The organism is Streptomyces sp. 17_S59 (genome assembly GCF_056930295.1).
On record NZ_JBXOWD010000001.1, the window covers coordinates 4,153,595 to 4,179,227 of the forward strand.

24 protein-coding genes are annotated in these 25,633 nt (G+C 71.0%); 13 read left to right on the plus strand and 11 right to left on the minus strand.

The window, feature by feature from the left end; translation table 11 throughout:
- Positions 1-55 precede the first annotated feature (55 nt).
- The 5 genes from AC1Z4A_RS18785 to AC1Z4A_RS18805 all read left to right on the plus strand — a co-directional run bounded on the left by AC1Z4A_RS18785 (position 56) and on the right by AC1Z4A_RS18805 (position 5,735).
- A complete protein-coding gene (locus tag AC1Z4A_RS18785) occupies positions 56-1,573 on the plus strand; it encodes an NCS2 family permease (protein ID WP_483680319.1) in 1,518 nt (505 codons plus the stop codon).
- Between the two features lie 274 nt (positions 1,574-1,847).
- Entirely contained in the window at positions 1,848-2,225 is a 378-nt protein-coding gene (locus AC1Z4A_RS18790; protein WP_483683639.1) for a MarR family winged helix-turn-helix transcriptional regulator, read from the plus strand.
- A 25-nt stretch (positions 2,226-2,250) separates the two neighbouring features.
- Positions 2,251-3,672 (plus strand): MFS transporter, encoded by a 1,422-nt coding sequence (locus AC1Z4A_RS18795; protein ID WP_483680320.1) that lies wholly within the window; start codon positions 2,251-2,253, stop codon positions 3,670-3,672.
- A gap of 64 nt (positions 3,673-3,736) precedes the next feature.
- Positions 3,737-4,318: an RNA 2',3'-cyclic phosphodiesterase gene (gene thpR / locus AC1Z4A_RS18800; protein WP_483680321.1), complete on the plus strand. Its 582-nt coding sequence runs from the start codon at positions 3,737-3,739 to the stop codon at positions 4,316-4,318.
- Positions 4,319-4,529: 211 nt separating this feature from the next.
- The gene (locus tag AC1Z4A_RS18805) at positions 4,530-5,735 is read left to right on the plus strand and encodes a permease (RefSeq protein ID WP_483680322.1); all 1,206 of its coding nucleotides are present in this window, start codon (positions 4,530-4,532) and stop codon (positions 5,733-5,735) included.
- Between the two features lie 9 nt (positions 5,736-5,744).
- Here AC1Z4A_RS18805 and AC1Z4A_RS18810 read toward each other — a convergent pair whose 3' ends face one another.
- From AC1Z4A_RS18810 to AC1Z4A_RS18840, 7 genes are all read right to left on the minus strand, one after another.
- Positions 5,745-7,133, minus strand: a complete 1,389-nt coding sequence (locus AC1Z4A_RS18810; protein WP_483680323.1) for an alkaline phosphatase family protein — start codon at positions 7,131-7,133, stop codon at positions 5,745-5,747.
- Entirely contained in the window at positions 7,130-8,311 is a 1,182-nt protein-coding gene (gene eboE, locus AC1Z4A_RS18815; protein WP_483680324.1) for a metabolite traffic protein EboE, read from the minus strand. Before eboE ends, AC1Z4A_RS18810 begins: the two co-directional genes overlap by 4 nt.
- A 20-nt stretch (positions 8,312-8,331) precedes the next feature.
- Positions 8,332-9,192 (minus strand): TatD family hydrolase, encoded by an 861-nt coding sequence (locus AC1Z4A_RS18820; protein WP_483680325.1) that lies wholly within the window; start codon positions 9,190-9,192, stop codon positions 8,332-8,334.
- Between the two features lies 1 nt (position 9,193).
- Complete coding sequence (locus tag AC1Z4A_RS18825) at positions 9,194-9,904, minus strand: EboA domain-containing protein (protein WP_483680326.1); 711 nt, start codon at positions 9,902-9,904, stop codon at positions 9,194-9,196.
- Positions 9,901-10,809 (minus strand): SCO3242 family prenyltransferase, encoded by a 909-nt coding sequence (locus AC1Z4A_RS18830; protein ID WP_483680327.1) that lies wholly within the window; start codon positions 10,807-10,809, stop codon positions 9,901-9,903. The genes AC1Z4A_RS18825 and AC1Z4A_RS18830 overlap by 4 nt, the downstream gene beginning before the upstream one ends.
- Positions 10,806-11,963: an inositol-3-phosphate synthase gene (locus tag AC1Z4A_RS18835; RefSeq protein WP_483680328.1), complete on the minus strand. Its 1,158-nt coding sequence runs from the start codon at positions 11,961-11,963 to the stop codon at positions 10,806-10,808. The genes AC1Z4A_RS18830 and AC1Z4A_RS18835 overlap by 4 nt, the downstream gene beginning before the upstream one ends.
- Before the next feature lie 167 nt (positions 11,964-12,130).
- Positions 12,131-14,878 (minus strand): ferritin-like domain-containing protein, encoded by a 2,748-nt coding sequence (locus tag AC1Z4A_RS18840; RefSeq protein WP_483680329.1) that lies wholly within the window; start codon positions 14,876-14,878, stop codon positions 12,131-12,133.
- 326 nt (positions 14,879-15,204) lie between these two features.
- On the opposite strand from AC1Z4A_RS18840, the gene AC1Z4A_RS18845 reads away from it, so the two are divergent.
- From AC1Z4A_RS18845 to AC1Z4A_RS18860, 4 genes are all read left to right on the plus strand, one after another.
- On the plus strand, positions 15,205-17,211 hold the full coding sequence (locus tag AC1Z4A_RS18845; protein WP_483680330.1) for a glycosyl hydrolase family 95 catalytic domain-containing protein: 2,007 nt from the start codon (positions 15,205-15,207) through the stop codon (positions 17,209-17,211).
- Between the two features lie 31 nt (positions 17,212-17,242).
- Positions 17,243-18,175, plus strand: a complete 933-nt coding sequence (locus AC1Z4A_RS18850; protein ID WP_483680331.1) for a sugar phosphate isomerase/epimerase family protein — start codon at positions 17,243-17,245, stop codon at positions 18,173-18,175.
- A 61-nt stretch (positions 18,176-18,236) separates the two neighbouring features.
- Entirely contained in the window at positions 18,237-18,575 is a 339-nt protein-coding gene (locus AC1Z4A_RS18855) for a hypothetical protein (RefSeq protein ID WP_483680332.1), read from the plus strand.
- Positions 18,572-19,816: a hypothetical protein gene (locus AC1Z4A_RS18860; protein WP_483680333.1), complete on the plus strand. Its 1,245-nt coding sequence runs from the start codon at positions 18,572-18,574 to the stop codon at positions 19,814-19,816. The genes AC1Z4A_RS18855 and AC1Z4A_RS18860 overlap by 4 nt, the downstream gene beginning before the upstream one ends.
- A gap of 5 nt (positions 19,817-19,821) precedes the next feature.
- On the opposite strand, the gene AC1Z4A_RS18865 is transcribed toward AC1Z4A_RS18860, so the two are convergent.
- The gene (locus AC1Z4A_RS18865) at positions 19,822-20,265 is read right to left on the minus strand and encodes a MarR family winged helix-turn-helix transcriptional regulator (RefSeq protein WP_483680334.1); all 444 of its coding nucleotides are present in this window, start codon (positions 20,263-20,265) and stop codon (positions 19,822-19,824) included.
- A gap of 164 nt (positions 20,266-20,429) precedes the next feature.
- On the opposite strand from AC1Z4A_RS18865, the gene AC1Z4A_RS18870 reads away from it, so the two are divergent.
- Positions 20,430-21,467, plus strand: coding sequence for an SMP-30/gluconolactonase/LRE family protein (locus AC1Z4A_RS18870; RefSeq protein ID WP_483680335.1), 1,038 nt, complete (start codon positions 20,430-20,432; stop codon positions 21,465-21,467).
- Between the two features lie 22 nt (positions 21,468-21,489).
- Here AC1Z4A_RS18870 and AC1Z4A_RS18875 read toward each other — a convergent pair whose 3' ends face one another.
- A complete protein-coding gene (locus AC1Z4A_RS18875; RefSeq protein WP_483680336.1) occupies positions 21,490-22,086 on the minus strand; it encodes a TetR/AcrR family transcriptional regulator in 597 nt (198 codons plus the stop codon).
- A 220-nt stretch (positions 22,087-22,306) separates the two neighbouring features.
- On the opposite strand from AC1Z4A_RS18875, the gene AC1Z4A_RS18880 reads away from it, so the two are divergent.
- Together AC1Z4A_RS18880 and AC1Z4A_RS18885 are read left to right on the plus strand one after the other, a co-directional pair.
- A complete protein-coding gene (locus AC1Z4A_RS18880) occupies positions 22,307-23,302 on the plus strand; it encodes an aldo/keto reductase (RefSeq protein WP_483680337.1) in 996 nt (331 codons plus the stop codon).
- 685 nt (positions 23,303-23,987) lie between these two features.
- Positions 23,988-24,494: a carboxymuconolactone decarboxylase family protein gene (locus AC1Z4A_RS18885; protein WP_483680338.1), complete on the plus strand. Its 507-nt coding sequence runs from the start codon at positions 23,988-23,990 to the stop codon at positions 24,492-24,494.
- A 61-nt stretch (positions 24,495-24,555) separates the two neighbouring features.
- On the opposite strand, the gene AC1Z4A_RS18890 is transcribed toward AC1Z4A_RS18885, so the two are convergent.
- Together AC1Z4A_RS18890 and AC1Z4A_RS18895 are read right to left on the minus strand one after the other, a co-directional pair.
- Entirely contained in the window at positions 24,556-24,762 is a 207-nt protein-coding gene (locus AC1Z4A_RS18890) for a hypothetical protein (protein WP_483680339.1), read from the minus strand.
- Positions 24,759-25,169, minus strand: a complete 411-nt coding sequence (locus AC1Z4A_RS18895; protein ID WP_483683798.1) for a hypothetical protein — start codon at positions 25,167-25,169, stop codon at positions 24,759-24,761. Before AC1Z4A_RS18895 ends, AC1Z4A_RS18890 begins: the two co-directional genes overlap by 4 nt.
- 164 nt (positions 25,170-25,333) lie before the next feature.
- On the opposite strand from AC1Z4A_RS18895, the gene AC1Z4A_RS18900 reads away from it, so the two are divergent.
- A complete protein-coding gene (locus AC1Z4A_RS18900; protein WP_483680340.1) occupies positions 25,334-25,561 on the plus strand; it encodes a GntR family transcriptional regulator in 228 nt (75 codons plus the stop codon).
- Positions 25,562-25,633: the final 72 nt, after the last annotated feature.

Below are 25,633 nucleotides of genomic sequence, written 5' to 3' on the forward strand. Positions count from 1 at the left end.
AGATCCTTTTGTTTGTCTCCCGGCCTTCCCCGGCCCATACGACTGAGGTCCCCGCATGCCGCCCACCTCGGCCACCGCCACGACCACCGCCACCGCCACGGCCGACGACGCCCAGCAGTCCCCGGCGCCGTCCGTCACCCCCCAGCCCCCCTCCGCCCCGGCCCGCAATGCGATCGACCGCTACTTCCGCATCACCGAGCGCGGCTCGACTGTGGCCCGTGAGCTGCGCGGCGGGCTGGCCACGTTCTTCGCGATGGCCTACATCGTCGTCCTGAACCCGATCATCCTCGGGGCGGGCCAGGACAAGTTCGGCCACCAGCTGGACAACGCCCAGCTGGTCACGGCCACCGCGCTGATGGCCGGGCTCACCACCGTCCTCATGGGTGCCATCGGCAATGTGCCCATCGCCTGCGCCGCCGGCCTCGGCATCAACGCCGTCGTCTCGCTCCAGCTCGCGCCCAAGATGAGCTGGCCGGACGCCATGGGCATGGTGGTGCTCGCGGGCCTCGTGCTGATGGTGCTGGTCGCCTCCGGCCTGCGGCAGCGCGTGATGGACGCGATCCCGGGCGGGCTGCGCCGCGCGATCGCGATCGGCATCGGCCTGTTCATCTCGCTGATCGGCCTTGTCGACTCCGGCTTCGTCAGCCGCAACCCGGACGCCGCGCACACGACCGTCCCGCTCGGCCTCGGTCAGGGCGGGCAGTTGCACGGCTGGCCGGTGCTGGTCTTCGTGATCGGGCTGGCGCTGACGTTCGTCCTCGTCGTCCGCAAGGCGCGCGGCGCGATCCTGATCGGCATCGTGGCCATGACCGTCCTCGCGGTCGTCGTCAACTCCCTCGCGAAGATCCCGGACGCGAGCTGGGGCCTGAGCGTCCCGAAGATGCCGGACAGCGTCGTCGGCGCCCCCGACTTCGGCCTCATCGGCAACATCAGCCTCTTCGGCGGCTTCCGCGAGGTCGGGCTGCTCACCGGCTGCCTGTTCGTCTTCACGGTGCTGCTGTCGGGCTTCTTCGACGCGATGGGCACGATCATCGGCGTCGGCGAGGAGGCCGGTCTCACGGACGAGAACGGCCAGCTGCCCAACATGGGCCGGATCCTCATGGTCGACGGCGTCGCCGTCGCCGCGGGCGGCCTCGGCTCCGCCTCCGCCAACACCTGCTTCGTGGAGTCCACGGCCGGCGTCGGCGAGGGCGCCCGCACGGGCCTGGCGAACATCATGACCGGCGGCCTCTTCCTGCTGGCCCTCGTCTTCACGCCGCTGGCCACGGTCGTCCCCTCGCAGGCCGCCACCCCGGCCCTGCTGGTCGTCGGCTTCCTGATCATGGCGGCCAACGTCAAGGAGATCGACTGGAGCGACTTCACGATCGCGATCCCCGCGTTCCTGACGATCATCTCGATGCCGTTCACCTACTCGATCACCAACGGCATCGGCATCGGCGTGCTCGCCTTCATCCTGCTGCGCATCGCCGACAAGCGGGCGCGGGAGATCCCCTGGCTGCTCAACGTGGTCGGGCTCTGCTTCCTCGTCTACTTCCTGCTCGACCCGATCGAGCAGGCGCTGGGCGTGAAGTAGTCCGGGAGCGGCAGCTGCAGTACTCCATCCGCCGGGCGTGAGGCAGTACTCAGGTCCGGAGAGCGGTCGACGTGGGCGGCCGGGCATGATGCCCGGCCGCCCACTCGTGCTTCCGTCCGCCCCACCAGCCCACTTTATTTAGCTCAGCTAATGAGCTAAGCTAATAAACATGTCGGATCTGTCCCGCACCCCAGACGACAGCAGCACCGGCGTCGACGCCGGTGCCGACGTCGATGTCGACACCGAGGCGATCGACGCCCTGCGTGCCGGCGTGATGCGTCTGTCCCGCAGGCTCAAGCACCAGCGGGTGGACGAGTCGCTCAGCCCGGCCGAGATGTCGGTGCTCGGGACGCTCTGCCGCTGTGGCTCCGCCACCCCGGGGGAGCTGGCCCGCAAGGAGCACGTGCAGCCGCCGTCGATGACGCGCATCGTGGCGCTGCTGGAGGGCAAGGGCCTGGTCAGGCTGGAGCCGCACCCCGAGGACCGCCGGCAGAAGGTGGTCCGCCAGACCGAGCAGGCCGAGGCCATGCTCGAGGAGAGCCGGCGCAAGCGCAACGCCTGGCTCACCGAACTGGCCGGGAAGCTGGACGAGGACGAGTGGGCGACGCTGCGCGCCGCCGCGCCCGTGCTGGAGAAGCTCGCGCACCTGTAAGGCACACGAGAAGGAGGCGAACCCTTTGAGTTCGGGACCCGGAGCAGACTCCGCACCCGCACCGAACCGCCACGACGACACCCGTACGACCCCTCTGCCGCACCTCGGCCGCAAACCCGGCCCGCACAAGGGGGGCACCTTCAGCTCGCTTCGCGTCCGCAACTACCGGCTCTTCGCCGCCGGCCAGGTGGTGTCCAACACCGGCACCTGGATGCAGCGCATCGCCCAGGACTGGTTGGTCCTCAGCATCACCGGCTCGTCCGCCGCCGTCGGCATCACCACGGCGCTGCAGTTCCTGCCCATGCTCCTTTTCGGCCTCTACGGCGGCGTCATAGCCGACCGCTGCCCCAAGCGCAGACTGCTGCTGTTCACCCAGGCCGCGATGGGCGTCACCGGGCTCGCGCTGGCCGCGCTCACGCTCTCCGGACACGTCCAGGTCTGGCACGTCTACCTCATTGCGTTCGCCCTCGGCCTCGTGACGGTCGTCGACAACCCGGCACGGCAGGCGTTCGTCGTCGAGATGGTCGGCCCGGCCGACCTGCGCAACGCCGTCAGCCTCAACTCCGCCAACTTCCAGTCCGCCCGCCTGGTCGGCCCGGCCGTCGGCGGTGTGCTGATCAACGCGATGGGCAGCGGCTGGGCGTTCCTGCTGAACGGGCTGTCGTTCCTCGCGCCGATTGCGGCCCTGCTGCTGATGCGCACCTCCGAGCTGCACAAGGTCGACCGCGCCCCGCGCGGCAAGGGCCAGCTGCGCGAGGGCCTGCGCCATGTGGCCGGGCGCCCGGAGCTGATCTGGCCGATCGTGCTCGTCGGCTTCATCGGCACCTTCGGCTTCAACTTCCCCATCTGGCTCACGGCGTTCGTCAATGACGTCTTCCACGCCGGGGCCGGCACCTACGGCCTGCTGAATACGCTGATGGCGGGCGGCTCCCTGGTCGGCGCCCTGCTCGCGGCCCGGCGCGGCAGCTCCCGGATGCGGATCCTGGTCGGCGCCGCGGTGCTGTTCGGCGTCCTGGAGGTCACGGCGGCGCTGGCGCCCGCGTTCTGGGTCTTCGCGCTGCTGCTCGTCCCGATCGGGATGTGCGGCCTGACGATCAACGTGACCGCCAACTCCGGCATCCAGCTGGCCTCGGACCCCGCGCTGCGGGGCCGGGTGATGGCCCTGTTCATGATGGTCTTCATGGGCGGTACGCCGCTGGGCGCGCCGCTCGTCGGCTGGGTCACGGACGTGTACGGGCCGCGGGTCGGCTTCCTCGCCGGGGGCCTGGTCTCGGCGCTCGCCGCGGCCGGGGTCGGCCTGGCGCTGGTCCGCGCGGGCGGCCTGCGCGTCAAGGTGGACCTGCGGCGGGGGCACCGGCACGTGGTGTTCGTCCCGCGGCAGGGGGCATCCCGGCAGGAGTCTCTGCAGGAATCTCCCCAGCAGGAGTCGGTGACCGCTGTGGCGTGACGGGCTGCGTGACTGGCTGCGCCGGGTGGGGGCGAATCGCCCCCACCCGCGCCACACTGGCCCCATGCGACTGTTCGCCGCAGTGACCCCTCCCCAGGCCGCCATCGACGAGCTGGCGGCCGAAGTGGCCGGGCTGCGCGCCGCGCTCCCCGAGCGCCAGGGGCGGCTGCGCTGGACCGATCCCGCCCTGTGGCACTTCACCCTCGCCTTCCTCGGCGAGGTCGACGAGGCCCTGCTCCCCGAGCTGGAGGAGCGCCTCGCCCGCGCCGCCCACCGGCATCCCGCGCACGAGCTGCGGTTCGCCGGGGGCGGCCGGTTCGGCGACCGGATCCTGTGGGTCGGGGCGACCGGCTCCCTGGAGACCCTCGCCGGCCTGGCCCGCTCCACCGCCGCCGCGGCCCGCCGGGCCGGGGTGCGCATGGACGACGCCAAGCCCTTCCGCGCCCACCTCACCCTCGCCCGGGTCTCCGGGCACGTGAACCTCAAGCCGTACGCGGAGGAGCTGGCGGAGTTCCGCGGCCGCAGGTGGCGGGTCGAGCGCCTGGAGCTGGTGCGCAGCCGCCTGCCCGGCGGCGGCGTGCCCGGCGAGGGCCCCCGGTACGAGACCGTGGGCGCCTGGCCCCTGGGCACTCGGCGGGCCCCGTGAGCGGGCCGGTTACGCTCGTGGGGTGGACCCGAAGACCAGGAACCGGATCATGACCGGTGCGCTCGCCGTGATGCTCGTTGTCGTCGCCGTGGTGGCCGCGGTGAAGTGACGCGGCCGTCCCTCCCGGGACCGCTGCCCGGCGTACGCCCGTACGCGCCCGGAGACACCGGCATGGGACCGCCTGCGGCGGCCGTCCCGGCATGCTGGCCCGGTGATCCACTCCGTGTCGCACGCCGTGCTCCGCGCGCTCTCCATCACGGGGGCCATGACCTGGGAGATCACCTGGGCGCTGATCCTGGGTTTCGCCCTGTCCGCCGTGGTGCAGGCGGTGGTCCGCAAGTCCGCGGTCGTCGCGCTGCTGGGCGACGACCGCCCCCGCACGCTGGCCGTGGCCGCCGGGCTGGGCGCGGCCTCCTCCTCGTGCTCGTACGCCGCCGTCGCCCTGGCGCGCTCGCTGTTCGTCAAGGGCGCGGACTTCACGGCCGCGATGGCCTTCGAGATCGCCTCCACGAATCTGGTGGTCGAGCTGGGGGTGATCCTGGCCCTGCTGATGGGCTGGCAGTTCACGGCGGCGGAGTTCGCCGGGGGCTTCCTGATGATCACGGTGCTGGCGGTGCTGTTCCGGCTGCTGCTGGGGGAGGGGCTGCTGCGGCGGGCCAGGGCGCAGGCGGAACGCGGTGTGGCGGGCGCGATGGAGGGGCACGCGGCCATGGACATGTCGGTGCCCGGCGAGGGCTCGTTCGCCCGTCGCCTGCTGTCCGGCGCGGGCTTCACCGCCACGTCCCACGTCTTCGTCATGGAGTGGGCGGCGATCCTGCGCGACCTGGTGGCGGGCCTGTTCATCGCGGGCGCGGTCGCGGCGTGGGTGCCGGACGCGTTCTGGCGGACGTTCTTCTTCGAGGGCCACCCGCTGCTGGTCCGCCTGTGGGGCCCGCTGATCGGCCCGGTGGTGTCGATGGTGTCGTTCGTGTGCTCCATCGGGAACGTGCCGCTGGCGGTGGTGCTGTGGAAGGGCGGCATCAGCTTCGGCGGGGTGGTGGCGTTCGTCTTCGCCGACCTGCTGATCCTGCCGATCCTGAGCATCTACCGGAAGTACTACGGGGGCCGGACGGCGCTGTTTTTGCTCGGCACGTTCTACGTCGCGATGGTGGCGGCGGGCTTCGTGGTGGAGTTCGCCTTCGGGTGGCTGGGGCTGATCCCGGACCAGGCGGCGGCGAAGGTGCCGATGGCGGGGGTGAGCTGGAACTACACGACGTATCTGAATGTGGTGTTCCTGGTGCTGGCGGGGGTGCTGGTGTGGCGGTTCTTTGCTACGGGGGGCAGGGGGATGCTGGGGATGATGGGGGGTGCGCCGGGCGGGGCGGGGTCGCCCCACCCGGAGGCCCGTCCGGGGCGGTCCGGCGGGCACACCGGATGAATGGCGGGTTCAGTCGGTGCGGTACCGGCCGTTGAGCCGGAGGACCAGCTGTTTGATGTCGGTGACGCTGTACCGGGAGCGCTGGAGGGCGGGGTCGGAGCAGAGCAGCAGGGGGGCGTCCCGGGCATCGTCCGCGAGCCGGCCGTGGCTGCCGCGCACGATTCCGGGGGTCAGGGGGGTGACGGTCAGGGGCGCGCGCATCCCGGCCTTCTTGCGGAGTACGGCCCATGCCGCGCGGGCCTTCGCCCAGGGGTCGGCGGGGTCGAAGAACAGCTCGGCCGGGTCGTATCCGGGCTTGCGGTGGATCTCCACGCCGTGGGCGAAGTCGGGGGCGCGTTCGTCGTCGAGCCAGTAGTAGTAGGTGAACCAGGCGTCGGGCTCGCTGATGACGACGAGTTCCCCGGAGCGTTCGTGATCAATGCCGTAAGCCTGCTGAGCAGTGCGGTCCAGGACCTGGTCGACTCCGGGGACGGCCTTCAGGAGGTCGGCCACCCGGGGAACGTCGGCGGCGTCGCCGACGTAGACGTGGGCGACCTGGTGGTCGGCGACGGCGAAGGCACGGCTGGTGTGGGGGTCGAGGTACTCCATGCCGCGCTGGGTGTAGACGTTCAGCAGTTTTTCCCGGCGCAGTACCCGGTTGATGTCGACGGGCCTCCGGACGGCGGTGATGCCGTATTCGCTCAAGGCGAGGACGGTGGTGCCGCGTTCGCGCAGTTCGCGGAGGAACGGGCCGAGGGCGGCGTCGGCCTGGCGGGCCGCTCGGATGGCTTCCGTGCCGTCGGGCCCGAAGCGCTGGAGGTCGTAGTCGAGATGGGGGACGTAGACGAAGGTCAGGTCGGGGGACGCCGTGGCGACGACGATGCGCGCGGCGGAGAGGACCCACTGGGTGGACGTGATGTCGGCCATGGGGCCCCAGTAGCGGAAGAGGGGGAAGGGGCCCAGTGTGTCGGTGAGCGAGTCACGCAGGGAAGCCGGACGGGTGTAGCAATCCGGCTCCTTGCGCCCGTCGTAGCGGTAGACCGGGCGAGGGGTCAGGATGGTGTCGACGTCGGCGCCCATGGCGTACCACCAGCACAGATAGGCGGTGCGGTGGTGAGGGTCGGCCTTGCGGGCGGCATGCCAGATCTTCTCGCCGGCGACGAGTCCGTTGTGCTGGCCCCAGAACTGGACTTCCCCGCGGTCGCGGTCGTACCAGCCGTTGGCCACGGCGCCGTGCAGGCTCGGCCGGCTGCCCGTGATGATCGAGGCCTGGACGGTGGAGGTGACCGCGGGGAAGGCGGTCTCGAGAGGGGAGACGAACCCCTCCTCGCCGATCGCCCGCAGGTTCGGCATGTGCGGGAGCAGACGGGGAGTGACTCCCACGGTGCACAGCACGACTACGGGTGTGTGCGTGGTCATGCGGGGATCTCCTTGAGGCCGAGAGCGTGGAGGCGGCTGCGCGCCCAGCGCAGTTCGGCGGCGATGCCGTCGACGAGCGGGTTCGGTCCCCGGCCGTCACCGGGGTGGTTCCGGTCGGGGAGGACGGGCCAGGTGTAGGTCTCCACCTCGATGTGGTCGGTGAGGGCCCCGGGACCGCCGAGGAGCTGGCCGAGGGTTTCTTCGAGCAGCGGGCGGGTGCTGCGCAGCGGCGGGTCCGGTTCTGCGTGCAGCGGCATGTGGAAGTGCACCCGCCAGGGGGCCTCGCCGGGCAGGGCTCCGGGTTCGAGAGCGGCGTTCAGGTCGTCGTGCCCCAGCGGAAGCGGGCTGCGGGCCTCGCGTGTCTGGTGCAGGAAGCGGGGCTCGGTGAACCGGGCGAGGGCGGCGGCCGTTTCGGGGTCGGCCGGGTTCTGGGCGTGCAGGGCACTGGACGCCTGGAGCTTGACGACGGGCAGACCGGCCGCGGAGAGGCGGGCGAGGGCCTGCGCGGGCTCCTCGAAGGCGACCGCGAGGTGGCAGGCGTCCAGACAGACGCCGAGGACGGCGGGGTCGAGCAGCCCGAGGTGGACGGCTGCCTCCTCGGTCCGTTCGACCACGCAGCCCGGTTCGGGTTCGAAACCCACCCGGATGGGCCGGCCTTCTGCGGCGCTGAGCGCCGTCAGGTGGGCCGAGAGCTCTTCGAGGTGGACGCGGGCGGCGGTGCTGTGGCGCGCGGTCCACCAGTCGCGCCAGCCGAGCGGGAGGGTGGAGATGCTTCCGCGGGCGGCGTCGTCGGGGAGCAGTCGGGCCAGGACGCGGGTGAGGTCGAGGGTGTACCGGAGCCGGGCGGGGTCCGACCAGTCGGGGAGGTAGACCTGGTGCTTCACGACAGGGGCGTGGAAGCTGCGGTGGGGAAAGCCGTTGAGGGAGACGACTTCCAGGCCGCGGACGTCCAGTTCGCGGCGCAGCCGGGCCACGGCGGACGCGTCCTGGGCCAGTTCGGCGGCCAGGGGGCCGGGGATCCACAGGCCCAGGCCGAGGCGGTCCGCGCCCAGCCGGTCGCGGACCGGCCCGGCGTGGGTGTGCAGCTGGCCGATGATCCCGTCGAGATCTTCCGCGGGGTGGACGTTGGTGCAGTAGGAGAGGTGGACGGTGCTGCCGTCGGGATGCCGGAATCTCATGGTCGTTCGCCCCTGTCCCGTCAGCTGGAGCCGCGCCGGACGGAGTTGCCTTCGTGCAGGGCGGCGGCCGGGGCCGGCGCCGGGTCGGCCGCGGTGCGCAGGCGCCCGCTCTGCCCGTAGAAGGCGAGGGGGTTGCGCCAAAGCACCTTGTCCACGTCGTCCTCCGTGAAGCCCGCCTCGAGCATGGCCTCGCCGGTGGCGCGGGTGAGCAGCGGGTCGCTGTGGCCCCAGTCCGCAGCCGAGTTGACCAGCATCCGGTCGGTGCCGTGCTCCTGCAGGATGCGGACCATGCGGTCGGGGTCCATCTTGGTGTCGGGATAGATGGAGAAGCCCATCCAGCAGCCGGTGCCGGCGACCTGGGCGACCGTGACCTCGTTGAGGTGGTCGACCACGACCATGTGCGCGTCGAGCGGGGACCGTTCGACGAGGTCGAGGGAGCGAGCGGTGCCGGCTGCCTTGTCCCGGTGGGGCGTGTGCACCAGGGCCGGCAGGCCGTGCTCGGCGGCCAGCTCCAGCTGGAGGGTGAAGGCCCGCTCCTCCGCGGGGGTGCAGGAGTCGAAGCCGATCTCTCCGACGGCGACGACGGAGTCCTTGGCCAGATAGCGGGGCAGGATGTCCAGGACTCCGGTGCAGCGCGGGTCGTTGGCCTCTTTGGGGTTGAGCGCGATGGTGCAGTGGTGGGTGATGCCGTACTGCGCAGCCCGGAAGGGTTCCCAGCCCAGCAGGGTGTCGAAGTAGTCGACGAAGCTGGCGACCGAGGTGCGCGGTTGCCCGAGCCAGAAGGAGGGTTCCACCACGTGGCGCACTCCGGCGGCGTGCATGGTCTGGTAGTCGCTGGTGGTGCGTGACGTCATGTGAATGTGGGGGTCGAAGATCCGCATTTCACTGTGCTCCAGGTGGTACGGGTGTGCACGCGGGAGAGGCGTGCCGCAAGAGCGGGATCGCTTCGGCGGGTACGGGGCGCCCGGCGGCCTGCCGCTCGGCGGCGAAGTCGCCGATCATCCGGGCGAGTTCCGCGTCGGCACGGTGTGCCAGACCGGCCATGTGCCGGAGCGGGACGCCGGTGAAGAGGCACTTGAGGACGGCGTGCCGCCAGGCTTCCTGTCCCAGGTGACGCGCGGCGTAGGGCCCGACGGCCGCCTCGATCAGGCGGGTGTCGTTGGTGCGCAGCGCGTCTTCGAGCAGCGGGACGCCCAGGGCGCCGATGTCCAGCAGCGGCAGGGCGCGCAGGACGCCGCGGCGCTCTTCGGGGTCCCCGTATTGATAGCAGGCGGCGGCCTGTGCCGACACGCCCGTACCGTCGAGCGGCAGGGACAGCAGCAGGAGGGACCGGACGGCGTCCGCGACGGTCCAGCCGTCCGCGCCGGGTGGTGGCGTGCCGAGCGGCCCGCGCCCGCACTGGCGTCCGGCCGCGGGGAAGAGTGCGGCGAGCGCGCGGGGGTCGGTCGTCACGGCGTGCTCGGCCGTCCGGAGCCAGTGGGTCCCCGCGGTGTCCAGGCCGGCCTCGAGAGCACGGCGCAGTTGCTGCGCGGTGGGCACGTTCAGGTTCGGGTGCGGGCCGGGAGCGCCCGCCGGACGATCGGGGAGGCTCATGTGGGGGACACCCGCCTGGCGAGCCGTCGCGCGAGGGGCAGCAGGGTGGCGAGCCCCAGCGCGGCGGCCGGTGCACCCGCCCGGGCGGTCAGTGCGGCCTGCAGCGGCACCATGGCATGGATTCCGGTGCCCACGGCCTTCTGGATGTTGCCGGGCACGGGCCGGCGGGCCGCGCCTGCCTGGGCCGAGCCGAAGCGGTAGCCGTACCAGCCGGCCAGGGCGGCGGTCACGGCTCCGGCCGCCTTGCCGGAACGGGGGGCCGTGCGCACGCCGAGTGCGGCGGGCAGGCCCACGGCAGTCGTGACTGCTGCTGTGGCGGCCAGTGTCGCGGCGGGCAGGGCCGGCTCCGATCCGGTGACCTCGCTGCGGCTGAGCCAGGTGACCGTCGCGGTGTGCGCCGCCATCGCGGCGACGGGGAAGAGCGCCTTCGCAGTGCCCGAGGCGGCGGGCCCGGGCGCGGTGGCGCCGAGCAGCACGTCCAGGGCCCGGGCCGAGGCCATCGCGGCAGGTCCGAAGGGAGTGGACTTCAGCCACAGGTCGTAGGCCCATACCGAGGCCGCCAGCGCCGAGGCGGCGGTCAGGGAACGGCGTCCGCCGGCCGCGGCGGCCAGCCCCAGCCCCCCGGCCGTGCAGGCGACCGCGACGGCGAGCGCGGTCCGCGGCCGCACGCGGCCGGACGGCACCGGGCGGTGCGAGCGCTCCCAGGCGTCCACTTCCCGGTCCGCGTAGTCGTTGAGGGCCATTCCGGCCCAGTACAGGCAGACCGAGGCGGAGGCCAGCGTGGCGCACGCAGGGCCCAGCGGGCGGCCCGCGGCGGTGGCGCCGGCGAGCACGTCCCCCGGCACGGTCAATGCGGCCGGTGCGCGCACCAGCTCGATCAGCGCCCCCGGTCCGGCTCCCCTCACTCCGCGCTCACCGCCTCGGCCCAGGCCAGCAGCGCGCGGTACTGCGTGTCCAGGGACGGGTCCGCAGACCCGTCGGGGTCCTTGAAGAAGAACCCGAACTGGGACTGGGGGCCGGTCGCCCCGGCCGCCCGGGCCACCGCCATCAGCCGTACGAGGTCGAGGACGAGCGGCGCCGCGAGTGCCGAATCGCAGCCCTGCCAGGTGAACTGCATCGTCATGGTGACGCCCAGGAAGCCCTCGAAGGAGATGTGGTCCCAGGCCGTCTTCCACTCGCCCAACGCTGGCACGTTGTCGATGTGGACGGTCCCCTCGACGTGGCTGCCCAGGATCTCGTCCAGGACCCGCGTCTTGGAGACGGTCTTGCTGTGTGCGGCCGCCGGCTGTTCCAGAGCGGCACCGTCTCCGCCGCCCAGGAGGTTGGTGCCCGACCAGGAGCGCACCCGCAGGGCGCGGTGGGCGAACATGGGCGCAAGAGCGCTCTTCACCAGCGTCTCGCCCGTCTTGCCGTCCCGGCCGGTGTACGGCAGACCGCGCTCGTCGGCGAGTTGCCGCAGCGCCGGCAACCGGGCTCCGGTGGACGGGGTGAAGTCGATGAAGGGGAAACCGGCGGAGAAGGCCGCGTAGGCGTACAGCGAGCTGCAGGGCAGCACCGTGGCGGACGTCTCGAGCGCCTGCCGCAGGCCGGAGAGCGTGTGGAACGCCTCGTGGTCGCCGGGAGCCGGTTCGGTCGAGGAGAGGTTGACCACGATCACCGTCTCGAGCCCGTGCCTGTCGCGGAAGGACTCGAGGTCGGCCACGAGGGCCTCGGCCTGGCGGGCCTGGGGGACGGCGTCCCCGGCGGCACCGGGGCGGATCTCCTCGTCCGCGGCCGCCAGTTCGCCGCTCACCCGGCGCAGGATCCGGTCCGGCAGCACGCCCGCGTCGACGAGGGCTTCGGCGCGCTCGGGGAGCGGCGTGGCCGCGATGTCGTGGCCGCCGAAGACGAGGTCGGTGAAGGCCGGGAGCGGCAGGTCCCGCAGCATCGGCAGTTCGCTGACGCACCCCAGAGGGGGTGTCAGACCGGCGCCGATCGCGGCCGCGCCCGCCACCACCGTCGTCGCCACCGAACCCCGGCCGCCGACGAGCCACACCCCGATGCGATTGCCTGGCCGCATGCGCTCTTTCCCCCAGAAGTGGTTGGTCCGTGTGCCCCGATCATGGAACGTGAGCAGCGGAACGCCCTACGGCCTTGGCCGTTTACTGCGCCCCCCGTGCCGCGGGCGCTCGTGCCCGCCGCCGGGGGGTGGCAGCTTCCGGCCAGCAGGGGCCCTGCCGGGCCCGGTCAGAAGCCGGGGGACTGGAACGCGGGACCGAGGACGGTCGAGGCGTCCTTCGACGAAGGCACGTCGAGCAGCCGCTTGGCCTGCACCTGGAACTGGAACATCAGGCCGACGGCGTTGTCGAGTTCCTTGGGGTTGCCGTTGAAGACCCGGTGGAGGGCCTTGAGGAGGTTGGTGTAGGACTCGTCGCAGCGCTGGGATTCACGCCGCTCCGCGGAGTCCACCGGGAGCTTGTAGGTGTCGGCGTCGTCGACCACCGGGTAGACGCCGTCCGGGTCGAAGGGGATCTCCGGCCCCTCGTAGACCCACTGCCCGCTGCTGTTCCTGATGAGCTGCCGGCCCTTGACGATCTCTTCGAACCGGTAGTAGTGGCCGAGTTCCTCGGGGTCGCCGATGTTGTCGCCGTTGAGGTCGTGCGGGCTTCCCTCGCCCTGCTCGACGATCTGGTAGATGGCCAGGAGCGCGGATCGCTTGTCCGTGACCTGGTAGAGCGTCTTGGGGGCGTCGGGCCAGGCGACCTGCTTGCGCGGGTCGCCGGTGAACAGCTTCCCGCCCTTGTCGAGCTTGACGACGGCCCGGGCTATCTGGTTGTACAGCCACCCGATGGTCATCGGCTGGTACTCGGCGGCGGTGAACCAGTTCTCCAGGGTGCGCATGGCGGAGCCGTCCGCGGAGAGCACCTTGCCCGCTCCGTCGAGCTGGACGCTCTTGGGGCTGATGACGGCTCCCTTGAACGGCTTGCCCGCCACGACGGGGTGCTGCGGCTGCTCGATGCCCATGAACACGTCCTTGACGTGCTCCAGGGACAACTTGCGCAGGCGGACCTGAAGGTCGGGCAGGATGGGGCCGGGCAGCCGGTTGGGGTAGGTGGGGACCAGCCCCGGGCGGCCGATCTGCGGGCTGCCGCCCACGGCGTTGAGCAGGTTGCAGACCTGCGCCAGGTGCTGCATCTCCTCGATGACCACGCTCCGGATCAGCGCGGCGATCTTGACGTTGCGGTCCGGCTTGATGGACAGCAGCGCGGACAGGTACGGCGGAATGGTGGCCAGCTCCACCAGGACCGCCTGCTGCAGGATGTCCCGCAGATCACCGACCGAGGCGATGTCGAGGACGGGCGGCACCGGCTTCGTGTTCAGCCAGCTCACGATCATGTCTCGCTTTCCTGGGGAGAGGTCCCTGCTGGCGGGCATGTGATTCGGGGAGTCGAGCGGGGCCAGCAAGGTGCGCTTGATGTACGTCGCGTGCCGCAGCACGTGGTTGTAGTTCCCGAGGTCGCAGATGTCGCGCATGACGGGATAGAGGTTGGCGTACTGCTGCAGGATCGGCTGTACGTCGCGCACCCAGGTGGGGCGCTTGGGCGGCTTGTAGGCGTCGAAGACACGGAGGTGGAGCTGGCCCTCCGGCTCGCCCGGACGGTGTGCCGACCCGTAGGAGACGAGGGCCACCAACCCGTCGATGTTCTTGCGGGGGTTGCCCGGGTCACTGCAGCTGAACGCCACCGTCGCGCTGCCGTCGGCACGTGTGACGACCTCGGCCGGGACGGATACCGGGTCCTTGGGCTGGGCCTTGGACAGGGACAGCCGCAGCCCTGCGGCCGGCTTGCCGTACCGGGTGGCGAAGAGGGTGGTCGAGCCGGACTCGCCCTTGCCGGTGCCGGCGTAGAGGCGGTGGGCGACACCGTCGGCGTGGATCCAGGTCGCGTCGGCGTTCTCGCTGAGCAGCGTCTTGGGCGTCGCGGCACCGTCGACCAGGGCCAGCCGCCGGCCGGCCGCGAGGCCCAGCTGCTCCTTGGACAGGTGCGCGGTCGCGATGCCCGCCGCCTGCTCGTAGAAGTGCTCGTCGATGCCGGTGAGGGGAGCGAGGACGGTGGCCTTGTCCTTGTCGTCGAGCACGGCGAGGTTCAGCGGCCCGACGTCGGCCAGGGGGCCGCGCGGCTTGGTGGTGGCGATGCTGTTGGCCAGGTCGACGAAGACCGTGCCCGTCGCCTCGTCCACGCGGCAGGGGGCGTGGTTGAGCGGGCCGTCGTCGCCGATGCGGCGGAGCCGCCGGCCCGCGACGAACCGCTTGGGCTCGCCGGAGCAGTACGGACCGATGGAACCGACCATGCGTCCGAACGTGACGGTCTCCGACCAGCCGGCGATGCCCAGGTCGACGGAGTCCATGGTGAATTTGATCGAGAGAAGCCCGTCCTGGGTGCGCTCGCGCAGCGCGCGCAGCAGCGGGGAGTCGAGGCGGTCCGCCCATTCCAGGCCGGACAGTACGGACTGGTAGGTGCCCGACGGGTCGGGCATCCCGACCGGGGAGGTCAGGGAGCGCATCCACAGGTCCTCGACGGCTGCGGGGAGGTAGTCGCCGCGCAGCACCTGGTGCCCGGCCGAGTCCAGCAACCGGGGCCGGAAGCCGCGGAGTTCGGGGACCGTCTGGTCCATGGGGTCGAGGTCGACGAACTTGCCGTTGGTGCGCTGGTCGTCGTCGACCAGCCGGCCGCCGATCACGCTGTCGGCGCGGGCATCCGTGATCAGCTTGCCGTCGGGGGTGCAGCAGCCGGTCACCTTGATGTCGGTGAGCCGGATGGTGTTCGAGCCGCGGGGGTTCCACAGGCCGTTGAGGTCCTGGGGAAAGTTCATCAACCGCCCATGGCGGGGTTCGAACACGTTGTTGTCGTAGTAGGGGGCGGCGTTGTTGGCGGTCGCCACGTCGGCCTGGAAAGTGCCGGCGAAGTTCAGCCGGGGAAACCCGAGGTAGGACACGACTCTCTTCTCTCCGGACGGCCGCCGGGGCGGCGCGCGTCGCTTGCCCTCTCCAGGGCGCAAGACCAGGAACAAGCCAAGAAGAGGGGCCGTGGGCAGGGCAACACAACTGTCCGCTACCTGCCATGGAGCCTCATCCGGTGCGCCTGCCGGTGCTGCCCCGCATGCCGGTTCCGGCCAGAGCGCAGGGTCCGCCACGCCCGTCTGCCCGCCCGGCGTGTATCCCTGCGGTGTGCGCCCCGTACCGGCCGCACACCGGGCAGGCCGGCTGGATCCGCCGATCTCTTGGTTGATACACAGACATTCTTCGACGGGGGACACCACTCGTGAAAGCCGGATTCGGGAGAAGGACATTCCTGCGCACCTCCGCAGGCACCGGCCTCGCCGCGGCCGGCACGACGTGGGCGTCGGCGGAGCGGAGCGCATGGGCCGCACCGGCCCCCGGATCGGCCGGGAGCCTGCACGAGAGTTCCCTGTACGACGCCCGGATGGTGTGGTCGCAGGCGCCCGGCGAGGAGCGCAGCGCGCCCTTCCTGGGCGACGGCTCGCTTGCCGTCCAGGTCTTCCTCCCGCAGGACGGCAAGGCGCTGAGGTTCCGCCTCGCCCGCCCCGGCCGCCTGCGGGACGCCGCATCCGTCCAGCTCGACCTGGCGCCGGCCGGTGCGCTCACCGGCGCGGAGTTCCAGCTCGACCTCTGGAATGCCGAACTCACCGGCAGGCTCACCACGTCGGCGGGCACGCTGACGCTGCGCGCTTTGGTCCCGCACGGCAGCGGGGCACTCCTCGTGTCCTCCGCGGTCGAAGGCCGACGCGAACCCGCCTTCTCCGTCACGGCCCGCGACGGGGAAGGCGGGCGGGCGGTGCTCGCCCAGCAGCGCACCGGTGGCCGCACGACGGTCGTCGCCTCGCTCCCCGGCGGTGACGCCCGGCGTGCCCTGGCCACGGACCCCGACCGGGCCGTCACACAGCACCGCTCCTGGTGGCACGACTACTACAGCCGCAGCCACCTCTCCGTACCGGACAAGACGCTGCAGCGCTTCTACTGGGCCCAGCTCTACGCCGCCGCCTCGCTCCTCGACCCCGGGGCGGAGCCCGTCCACAGCGCACCGATGCTGCTCAACCGGTCCGGTCACACCGACATCGGCGGGGTGGCGGCGGCCCTGGGCGGGCAGGGCTGGTCGCCCGACAAGGCGCCCCTCACCACGGCCTTCCCGGGCGTCGGATCGAAGGCCGGACCGTCGTGGAACCTGCTGCCCGCCTGGGGCGCCCCGGAGATCTGGGACGCGTACCGGCACACCGGGAACGAGCGGATCCTGCGTGACCTGCTCCACCCCCTGCTGCGGCGTGCCGTCGACTTCTATTCCGGTTTCCTCGTCGAAGGAGCCGGGGGAAGTCTCCACCTTCCCGCCACGCATTCGCCCGGCTACGCGGACGTCACCGACTCGACGCACGACCTGTCCCTGCTGCGGTGGGCCGTCACCACCCTCCTCGACTCCACGCGCCGCCTGCGGATCCACGAGCCCGGGCTGGCCCGTTGGCAGGAGATCGCCAGCCGACTGGTGGCCTATCACCAGGACGACAGTGGAGTGCGCATCGGCTCCGGCGTCCGGCTGTCCCGCTCGCACGCCGGAGCCGGGCACCTGCTGTGGATCCACCCCCTGTACGAGAAGAGCTGGAGCCGCCCGGGCGACCGTGACCTCATGCGTCGCAGCTTCGAGCACTGGGCGGGCATGCGCCAGGAGTGGGACGGGCGCTCCTACGCGGTGGGCGCGTCCCTGGCCGCGGCTGTGCGCACCGGGGACCAGGCGCTCTCGTTCCTCCACTGCCTGCTGGAGGGAGAGCCGGTGGGCAGGGGCGAACTGCTGTCCAACACGGCGTACTGGGACGGCTCCGCCACCGATCTCACGGTTCCGTCCGCCGCGGGGCAGGCCCTGCTCGATCTCCTCGTAGCCGGTGAGTCCGACGTGGTCGACGTCTTCCCGGCCCTCCCGGCCGACTGGCGCGACGCCTCGGTGGCCGGCCTGCGGGCACCCGGCGCGTTCGTCGTGGACGCGGCCCGGTCCCAGGGGCGCACCGACTGGGTCCGCGTACGGAGCGATGCCGCCCGGACTCTGACGCTCCGTCATGGCGTGGACGGGGCGGCCGACATCCGCATCGAGAAGGACGGACGAAGCCGCAGGGCCGATGTGAAGATCACCGGGCCCGGCAGCTGTGCCGTCCGCCTGGCGGCGGGAGAGAGCGTCACAGTCGTCCGACGCGGGACCGAGCCCGACTTCGTGGCCCATGAGGTGCCCGCGAACGGCAGCGGTCGCCGCTGGGGCGGGCCGGCCTGAGACCGGCGTCGGCACGAGGAGGAGCGCTCGGATGACCACACGGACCAAGGGGGGCCACGGGACGATGGCCACGCAGACACCGGCTGCCTTCGAGTTCGGCTACGGGACCAACGGATTCGCCAATCACCGGCTCGACGACGCCCTGCGCGTCATCGCCGATCTCGGATACACGGCCGTCGCCCTCACCCTCGACCACGCCCACCTCGACCCCTTCGCGCCCGACGCCCTCGCCCGGGCCGAGGACACGGCCCGCACCCTGTCCACGCTCGGTCTGCGCTGTGTGGTCGAGACGGGCGCCCGCTACCTGCTCGATCCGCTCCGCAAGCACCACCCCACCCTGGTGAGTGACGATCCGCAGGTCCGTGTCGACTTCCTGGCCCGCGCGGTACGCATCGCGGCCGAACTCGACGCCGACTGCGTCTCCTACTGGTCCGGAATCAGGCCGGCCCACGTGCCCCCCGGCACGGCATGGGCACGCATGAAAGCGGGCGTGTCCGCCGTTCTCGAAGAGGCCGATCGCCACGGCATGTCCCTGGGGCTCGAGCCTGAACCCGGCATGTTCGTCCAGCACCTCGACGAGGCCCTGACACTCCGCGACGAACTCGGCGCTCCCGATCTGTTCGGGATCACGCTGGACGTGGGGCACTGCGTCGCCGTCGAACCGGTCGACGCCGCGGCCTGCATCCGCAAGGCGGCCGGTCTGCTGGTGAACGTCCAGCTCGACGACATGCGCCCCGATGTGCATGAGCACCTCGAATTCGGCGAGGGCGAACTCGATCTCCCCGGGACCCTGCGCGCCTTGGACGACATCGGGTACCGAGGGGTGGCGGCCGTGGAGCTGCCCCGCCACAGCCATGCCGCGCCCGATGTCGCACGCCGTGCCTTCGGGGCGCTGTGGGCGGCACGGCGCGCTGCACAGCAGAGCGGGGGAGTTTTGCACAGCGTCGCTGACCAGGCCCTTTGATCGGGCGGGCCCATGGTGCAAGGCTGAGACCAGGGGGATCCCCCGAGAAGGGCCGAGCACCATGAAGCCCGATTCGAAGCCCGATACGAAGCCGACAGGGGTCCCGGGCACCGAGCCCGCCGGCTCCACGCCCCCTCCGGACGATGCCGAGGAGCTGACAGCGCAGCTGCAGGCCGCCCTGTCGACCTGTTCACGGCTGCTCGAGGATCTGGAAGCCGGGCTGATCGACCCCGATTCCTTCCGCGCCCAGGCGTTCCGCGCCGGTCTCGTCCTGTGCGGCGAAGAGGCGTGGATATGGGACTTCGCGAGCGGCTGGCACTGCTACGACGGCATCGGTCTGCGCCACGTGCCCCTGCCCGCCGAGAGCGGGCCTGCTGCCGGAGGCGAGGAGTTGTCATGAGCCACTGGCAGGCATTCGACGACCTCATGCAGATGGAAAAGGTGCAGGAGAAGATCAGGCTGTGGGAGCTTGAGCTGGATGCCAAACGAACGATCCTGGCGACGAAGGAGCGGGCCCTCACGGAGGGCGGCCCCCACGGTGCAGCCCCGGAGGAGACAAGGTTCTGGATCGAGCATCTCCGGGAGAGCATCGAGTCCGTCCAGCAGAGGATCGAAGAGGCGCGGGGAGTGCTGTCGCGGGGGCCGGAGGCATGCCGCTCGATGCTCCGGCAGCTCGAGGCCGGGAAAGACATGTTCCGCCAGACATGGAGAAACATGGTCGACAGCGCCGCTCCTCCCGGCCAGCAGGCCGCACCGGCACCTGGCGGCGCCGACGTGGCCCCCGACGTTCCGGTGGAACCTCCCGTCAAAGGGTTCGTACGGAAGCCCGGCGGAGGCGTGGGGCAGGACGTTCCCACAGGAGGTTTTCCCGCCCCGGAGGCCGCCGAGGTGCCCGGCGGCATCGGCGCGGCCCCCGAGCCTCCCCCGGCCGGCGGCGTCCCCGTGCCCCCCGAGCCGCCGCCGGTCGCGCCTCTGGCCGCGGGCGAAGAAGCGCTCGCGGGCGGTGACGCGGCCGCGGGCGCCGGAGCCGAACTCGTGGGCGCCTCGCGCCTCGGCAGGGTGCTCGTGGGTCTCGTGATCATCGCCGGTGTGGCGATAGGCGGTTACTGGGCCTACAACCACTTCACCTCGAAGCCGGCGCCGCCCCCGTCCGCCCCCACCGCCCCGCAACAGCCCGGCACCGAGCAGCAGCCGGCCGCTCCCGCGGCTCCGCCGTCGCTCAACATCAACGGGGACTACAACGGGACTGTGAACGGAGCGAATTGTGTGAAGCCCGAGTGCTACGTCACGGTGACGAAGGTGAGCGACCCGACCGGGCCCGGCGAGGACAATGCCGGGAAGATCACCATAAATTTCACCGCCGTGAACTGGACACCGGCGTTCACGGGCGTGGCCAGCACGATCAACGAGACGATCGGCCCGATGAACGCCTGGATCGAGGAGGACGGCACAATCCGGGAAACCGGCTACAACCCCGGGACCATAGTCACCGACACTACGCCCGGCAGCGGCGCCAAGACGTCCGCGATCTACGCGCTGAGCGGGAAGTTCACCGGCGGTACGAACGGTTCGCCGTCGTACAACATCACCATGCAGGTAGCCGGCAACAATTACCAGCTCACAGGCACGCGCACGGGCTGAGTGCCTCAGGCAGGCCGCAGGGAATCGAGCAGGGTGGCGCACCGGCCGAGCAGGCCGACCAGCGCCGCCCTTTCCTCGTCGGTGAACTCGGCGGCCAGCGCCCGCTCCACCCGCACCGCCTGCGAGTCGGCCGTCTCCAGGACGGCGCGGCCCTCGTCGGTGAGCCGGATCTCCAGGACGTTCTTGTGCCATTCGTGCGGCGTGCGCTCGATGAGGCCGCGCTCCAGGAGGTTCTTCAGCACCGTGTTCATCGTGGGCGGCGTCACTCCGCACGCCCGCGCCAGCGCGGCAGCCGAGATGCCGGGTCGCTCGGAGCTGTGCAGCAGGGCCGCGTACTGCGGGACCGTCAGGCCGGCCGGCTTCAGCGCCGCGTTCTTGGCACCGTTCAGGGCCTGCTCGGCGCGCTTGATGGAGGAACCGAGACGCTCGGACACGGGCATGGACGTCATCTCCGCATCGTAACGGCCGTATAGCAGGGAAGACCCCACCCAGCTGTTAGTGCCCATGCGTTGATTAGGGGCTTGATGGTCATTAGAGTTCTAATCTGAGTTCGCACTCATTCGATTGCCTGGGGGTACACCCGCAGGCACCGTGAAGGGGGAGGCACCCACCCATGATCCAAGCGACCGCCCGCCGCGTACTGGCCTCGGCCGCCCTGGCCCTGACGGCCGTCGTCGTACCGCCGGCCGCCACCGCGAGCGCCCGGCCCGCGGACACGTCACCGGCCGCGCACACCGCCGCCCGGCACGAGCCCAGCGCCCACGTCTCCACCGCGTACGACCTGCCCGGCGACCGCGCCTACCCGGAAGGCATCGCCGCCGACCCGCGCACCGGCGACATCTACGTCGGCTCGTACACGACCGGTGCCGTCTACAAGGCGACGCCCGGGCACCGTGCCGCCCGGGTCTTCCTGCCGTCCAGCACAGACGGGCGCACCACCGCGAACGGCCTGAAGGTCGACCGGGCCGGCCGGCTGTGGGTCATCGACTCGACCGCCGGCGTCACCGTCTACGACCTGCACACCCGCAAGCTCATCGCGCGCTTCGACGTGACGGGAAGCGCCAAGTCGTTCGTCAACGACCTGGCGATCGCCCGGGACGGCAGCGCCTATCTGACCGACAGCTACCGGAGTGTTCTCTACCGCGTCACCCCCGGGCAGCTGGCGCGGGCCGCCGCGCACGGCGGACGCGCCGAGCTGACCACGGCCTACGACCTGACCCCTGTGCTCTCCCCGGCCCCGGCCGGCCGCATCTCGCTCAACGGCATCGTGGCCGACCCCTCCGGCCGGTACCTGCTCACCGTCGACATGACCGCGGGCACCCTCTACCGCGTCGACCTGGCGTCGGGCGCGGTACGCCAAGTCGCCCTGCACGGCGGGGACGCATTGCACGGTGACGGTCTCGAAATGCGCGGCAACACCCTCTGGGTCGTCCACAACGTGACCAACACCGTCAGCCGGTGGAAGGTCGGCGACGACGGCGGGTCCGCCCGTATGGAGCGCAGCATCACCGACCCGGCGCTCCAGATCCCGACCACGGTGGTTCACAGCGGCGGCCGGATGCTCGTCGTCCGCTCCCAGTTCGACAAGGGCGGCCCGATGGGTGAGGGAACGCCGCAGCCGTTCACGGTGGCCGAGGTGGACGGCGTCTGAAGCAGGGGCGCCAGGGGTCGCCCTAGTCCGGCTGGAGGGACCGCCAGATCCGGTCCGGCAGGATGCGCGCGGCCTGGGCGAGGTCCATGTCGTACGTACTGGACAGCCAGCGGTGCGCGGTCTCGGCGATCGGGCCCATGACCAGCACCTCGATCAGCGGCGCGGACAGCGGCGCGATCTCGCCCGCCTCGATCCTCGGCCGCAGCCAGTCCGCGATCGCCGCCAGCTTGGCGGCCTTCGCGGCGCGGATGCGGTCGGAGTGAGCGGTGAGGTAGCCGGAGTAGGCGGAGCCGTGGAGGAACAGGGCTGCGTCCCGGTGCTCCTCGGTGAAGCGCAGATAGGCCCTGACGAGTGCGCGGATGCCGGTGCGGGCGGTCCGGGCGCGGGTCAGGGCGTCGATCATCTCGTCGAACAGCTGCTCAAGGCAGCGGGTGTACAGGGCCGCGGCGAGACCGTCGAAGTTGCCGAAGTGGTGGTAGAGGCTGCCGAGGCTGACACCGCTGGCGGAGGTGACCGCGTTGACCGTGAACCCCGACTGGCCGGACGTGGCGTACACCTCCAGCGCGGCGGTCAGGAGGCGGTCGACGGTGGCCTCACCGCGCAGCTGCTTGGGGGACATGGTCGGTTCCCATCGGTGTTCTGTTGGCTTGATCTGTTTGGCTTGTGAGTGATGCTGCCAGCAGTGACGGCCGCCCCTTGGTGCACCAAAAGTAAAAGCCTCTTCTAGAAAGCGATTCCACGGCAAATGTCCGGGCGGGTCCCCCGGGTACGCACCCGCACAGCTGTGCCCGCGGGTCACCCTTGCCTCGAGCGCGCTCGAAGGCGTTGGCTAGGTCGCCATGGAGTACACGCAGCTCGGACGCACCGGACTCAAGGTCAGCCGACTCGTCCTCGGCACGATGAACTTCGGTCCGCAGACCGATGAAGCCGACAGTCACACCATCATGGACGCCGCACTGGACGCGGGCCTGAACTTCTTCGACACCGCCAACGTCTACGGCTGGGGCGACGACAAGGGCCGCACCGAGGAGATCATCGGCAGCTGGCTGGGGAAGGGCGGCGGTCGGCGCGAGAAGGTCGTCATCGCGACGAAGGTGTTCGGCAACATGGGCCCGGACGGGGCCTTCTGGCCCAACCACGATCGCCTGTCCGCCGTGAACATCCGGCGCGCCGTCGAGGGCAGTCTGCGCCGGCTGGGCACCGACCACATCGACCTCTACCAGTTCCACCACGTCGACCGGGCCACTCCATGGGACGAGATCTGGCAGGCCATCGACGTCCTCGTCCAGCAGGGCAAGATCGTCTACGCGGGCTCCTCCAACCACGCCGGCTGGCACATCGCCCAGGCCAACGAGGCGGCGCGGCGGCGCGGCACGCTGGGCCTGGTGAGCGAGCAGTGCCTGTACAACCTGGCCGAGCGCCGCGCCGAGATGGAGGTCATCCCGGCTGCCCAGGCGTACGGGCTGGGCATCATCCCCTGGTCGCCGCTGCACGGCGGCCTGCTGGGTGGCGTCATCCGCAAGGAGAAGGAGGGCGGCAGCGCCCGCGCCGCAGCCGGCCGCTCGGCGGAGGCGCTGGCGAACAGCAAGGTGCGCGAGCAGATCCAGGCGTACGAGGACCTGCTGGACAAGCACGGCCTGGCCCCCGGCGAGGTGGCCCTGGCCTGGCTCCTGACCCGCCCCGGCATCACGGGCCCGATCGTCGGCCCGCGCACGCTCGATCAGCTCAAGTCCGCGCTGCGGGCGCTCGAACTGGAGCTGTCGCAGGAGCTGCTGACGCAACTGGACGAGATCTTCCCGGGGCCGGGGGAGTCGCCGGAGGCGTTCGCCTGGTAGTGGGAAAGACTCCGGACGCCGGGTCGATACTGCACGCCGCTGGTGCTAGCTTGATGCGCGTACGGCCGGGTGTCCCACCCGGTGCGACAGGTGACCCCCGCTGCGGAGCGGACACTCCGCAACGAGGGTCGGACCGAAAGAACGGCCTACCTGTCAGTCCTCACCATGTCGGAGGACTGGCAGGTCACCGGCCGATCAACCACCTCCCGAACTCGCGGATGACCGCGATAAGGCGTTCAAGAAGCGGCTTCTTCCGGTGACGCCCAGCCATGGGCGCCCCCTCTCCACGGTTGCACCCATGTCCGGTGGGTGCTCCGGAGGACGCCCATGCCGGGCGCCCTGGGACGAGCGTCCGGAAGGTGGTGTCCTCGTGAGAGGGGGCGCACGAGGTCTGCGCCGCGGATGACATTAGCGCCTGATCGAGGTGCCGCACACGCGACTTGGCCGGCTTCCCACTAACGTGCGTTGTCTCGGGGCATGTGACGGCGTGAGCCCGTAACTCGCGTGTGTTGTGCATCGGTTCACGTACGTGCTTGTGGGAGAGGTCGAGCTTGGCCCTCCGAACGTTTGGCGCCTCTCGGCGCTGCCGCAGAAGAACCGTCGCGAAGTTTGCCCGCCGGTCACATTCCTCCGCTGTGATCCGTCAGAGCAGTGACAGCAACGTGAAGCCGAAGGGAAGACGACGATGGAAGCACGTTCGATCACTGCGGAGGTACCGATGCGGCCGCGGATGTCCCAGGACCCTGTGGAGCTGGTCCCCGAGCTGGCGGAGGTGTCGGCGGCGCTGTTCAAGGCCACCGGCAACGGCTCGGTACCGCGGACCACGATCAGCCTGGTCCAGCTGCGCGCCGGCCAGATCGTCGGCAACACCTACCTGACCGTCCTGCACACGGGCTTCCTGCGCAAGGCCGGGGAGTCGGAGGAGCGGATCACTGCGGTGGCGTCCTGGCAGGACGCGCCGTACTTCACCGGCGCCGAGCGTGCCGCGCTGGCTCTGGTGGAGGCCGTGCTCCAGCCGTCCGCACACGGCGAGCGGGTGTCCGACGAGCTGTATGCCCAGGTGTCCGAGCACTACGACGACAAGGCGCTCGCCACCTTGATGATTGCCATTGGGCAGGTCAACTTCTTCATTTCCGTCGCCCTCATCGCCAAGCCGGTCCCCGGACGGTCGTTCACCGATCCGTGGGCGTGAGACCGGTCGTCCGAGGCCTGGGTGGGGGCCGCTCACAGGCCCCCACCCAGGGGCGGTCGGGCTATGTCCGCTGCCATCTGCGCTGGGCGGCCTCGAACCGGCGCTGTTCTGCGGCGGTGGGCGGCCGCAGATTCGAGGTGTAGGCCTGCCAGCTGTAGCTGTTGGGGTGCTCCAGCCGGACGAGCCCGTTCCCGATTTCGACCACGGCGCCGAGCCCGTTGGTGACGGTGTCCACGGCGACTGTGCCGATGTCGATGCGGGGGATCACTTCCCCCACCTGCTGTGCGAATTGACCGCGTGAACCTTGGCGCTGAGCCGCTCGGCATCGGTGGCGGGGCGCACGGCGTACGGTTCTGCTTCCCACTCCCGGCCGCCGGAGGGCGGGCGCAGCTGGAGGCGTGGGCCTACGTGGCCCATGACCTGGCCGACCTTGCCGAGGTGGGTGTCGACGACGAATGCGCCCGGGGCGGGGCTCGGTTGGGGCCGGCGGGGGATGAGGTTGATGCCGTGGGCCGATACCCAGACGTAGGGCTGGCCGGGGGTGGCGGGTCTGTCGTCGATGTATGGGGGGAACTTGGGGGAGGGGTGGGGGTCTGGCGCTGGTTGAGCGGGTGCGGTGGGGGGAATGAACAGCGCCTTCAACCGGTCGAGAAGTCGGCGGATAGGCTCTGGCATGTCATCAGCTCCTTCGAGGCTGGCGGCCATGCCCCCGGACCGGTCGCGCGGTCGCGGGGGTCTGCTGTGGGATCAGGCTAGGAAAGCGGTAGAGGCCTGTCTATAGCCAACTACCGCCTGAGGCCGCTATGTTCGACTGCGTGCGAATACATACACTCCTGAGTGTGATGGAATTTGACCCCACTCGTCCCAAGTGGACGCAGATCGCCGATGTCATCCGGCAGCGCATTGCGAGTGGCGACTACCCGCCGCATCACCTGATCTCCGAGGGGCGTCTGGAGCAGGAATTCGGTGTGGCGCGGGTGACGGTTCGCAAGGCGACCGCCGCGCTTCGCGAGGAGGGCCTGATCGTCACCACGCCCGGCATGGGCTCCTTCGTTGCCCGGCAGTAGAAGTGAGGCATGCCACTACAGTAGGAACGCGGCCGTGGAGCCCTCAACGAGCTTGCACCGACTTGCGTCGGA

Coding starts and splice junctions, on each gene's coding strand:
- AC1Z4A_RS18810 (WP_483680323.1), bottom strand. CDS start 7,133: ATGACCACGCACACACCCGTAGTCGTGCTGTGCACCGTGGGAGTCACT.
- AC1Z4A_RS18875 (WP_483680336.1), bottom strand. CDS start 22,086: ATGTCCCCCAAGCAGCTGCGCGGTGAGGCCACCGTCGACCGCCTCCTG.
- eboE (WP_483680324.1), bottom strand. CDS start 8,311: ATGAGATTCCGGCATCCCGACGGCAGCACCGTCCACCTCTCCTACTGC.
- AC1Z4A_RS18885 (WP_483680338.1), top strand. CDS start 23,988: ATGGAAGCACGTTCGATCACTGCGGAGGTACCGATGCGGCCGCGGATG.
- AC1Z4A_RS18820 (WP_483680325.1), bottom strand. CDS start 9,192: ATGCGGATCTTCGACCCCCACATTCACATGACGTCACGCACCACCAGC.
- AC1Z4A_RS18880 (WP_483680337.1), top strand. CDS start 22,307: ATGGAGTACACGCAGCTCGGACGCACCGGACTCAAGGTCAGCCGACTC.
- AC1Z4A_RS18865 (WP_483680334.1), bottom strand. CDS start 20,265: ATGACGTCCATGCCCGTGTCCGAGCGTCTCGGTTCCTCCATCAAGCGC.
- AC1Z4A_RS18855 (WP_483680332.1), top strand. CDS start 18,237: ATGAAGCCCGATTCGAAGCCCGATACGAAGCCGACAGGGGTCCCGGGC.
- thpR (WP_483680321.1), top strand. CDS start 3,737: ATGCGACTGTTCGCCGCAGTGACCCCTCCCCAGGCCGCCATCGACGAG.
- AC1Z4A_RS18895 (WP_483683798.1), bottom strand. CDS start 25,169: ATGCCAGAGCCTATCCGCCGACTTCTCGACCGGTTGAAGGCGCTGTTC.
- AC1Z4A_RS18870 (WP_483680335.1), top strand. CDS start 20,430: ATGATCCAAGCGACCGCCCGCCGCGTACTGGCCTCGGCCGCCCTGGCC.
- AC1Z4A_RS18790 (WP_483683639.1), top strand. CDS start 1,848: ATGCGTCTGTCCCGCAGGCTCAAGCACCAGCGGGTGGACGAGTCGCTC.
- AC1Z4A_RS18835 (WP_483680328.1), bottom strand. CDS start 11,963: ATGCGGCCAGGCAATCGCATCGGGGTGTGGCTCGTCGGCGGCCGGGGT.
- AC1Z4A_RS18825 (WP_483680326.1), bottom strand. CDS start 9,904: ATGAGCCTCCCCGATCGTCCGGCGGGCGCTCCCGGCCCGCACCCGAAC.
- AC1Z4A_RS18860 (WP_483680333.1), top strand. CDS start 18,572: ATGAGCCACTGGCAGGCATTCGACGACCTCATGCAGATGGAAAAGGTG.
- AC1Z4A_RS18785 (WP_483680319.1), top strand. CDS start 56: ATGCCGCCCACCTCGGCCACCGCCACGACCACCGCCACCGCCACGGCC.
- AC1Z4A_RS18850 (WP_483680331.1), top strand. CDS start 17,243: ATGACCACACGGACCAAGGGGGGCCACGGGACGATGGCCACGCAGACA.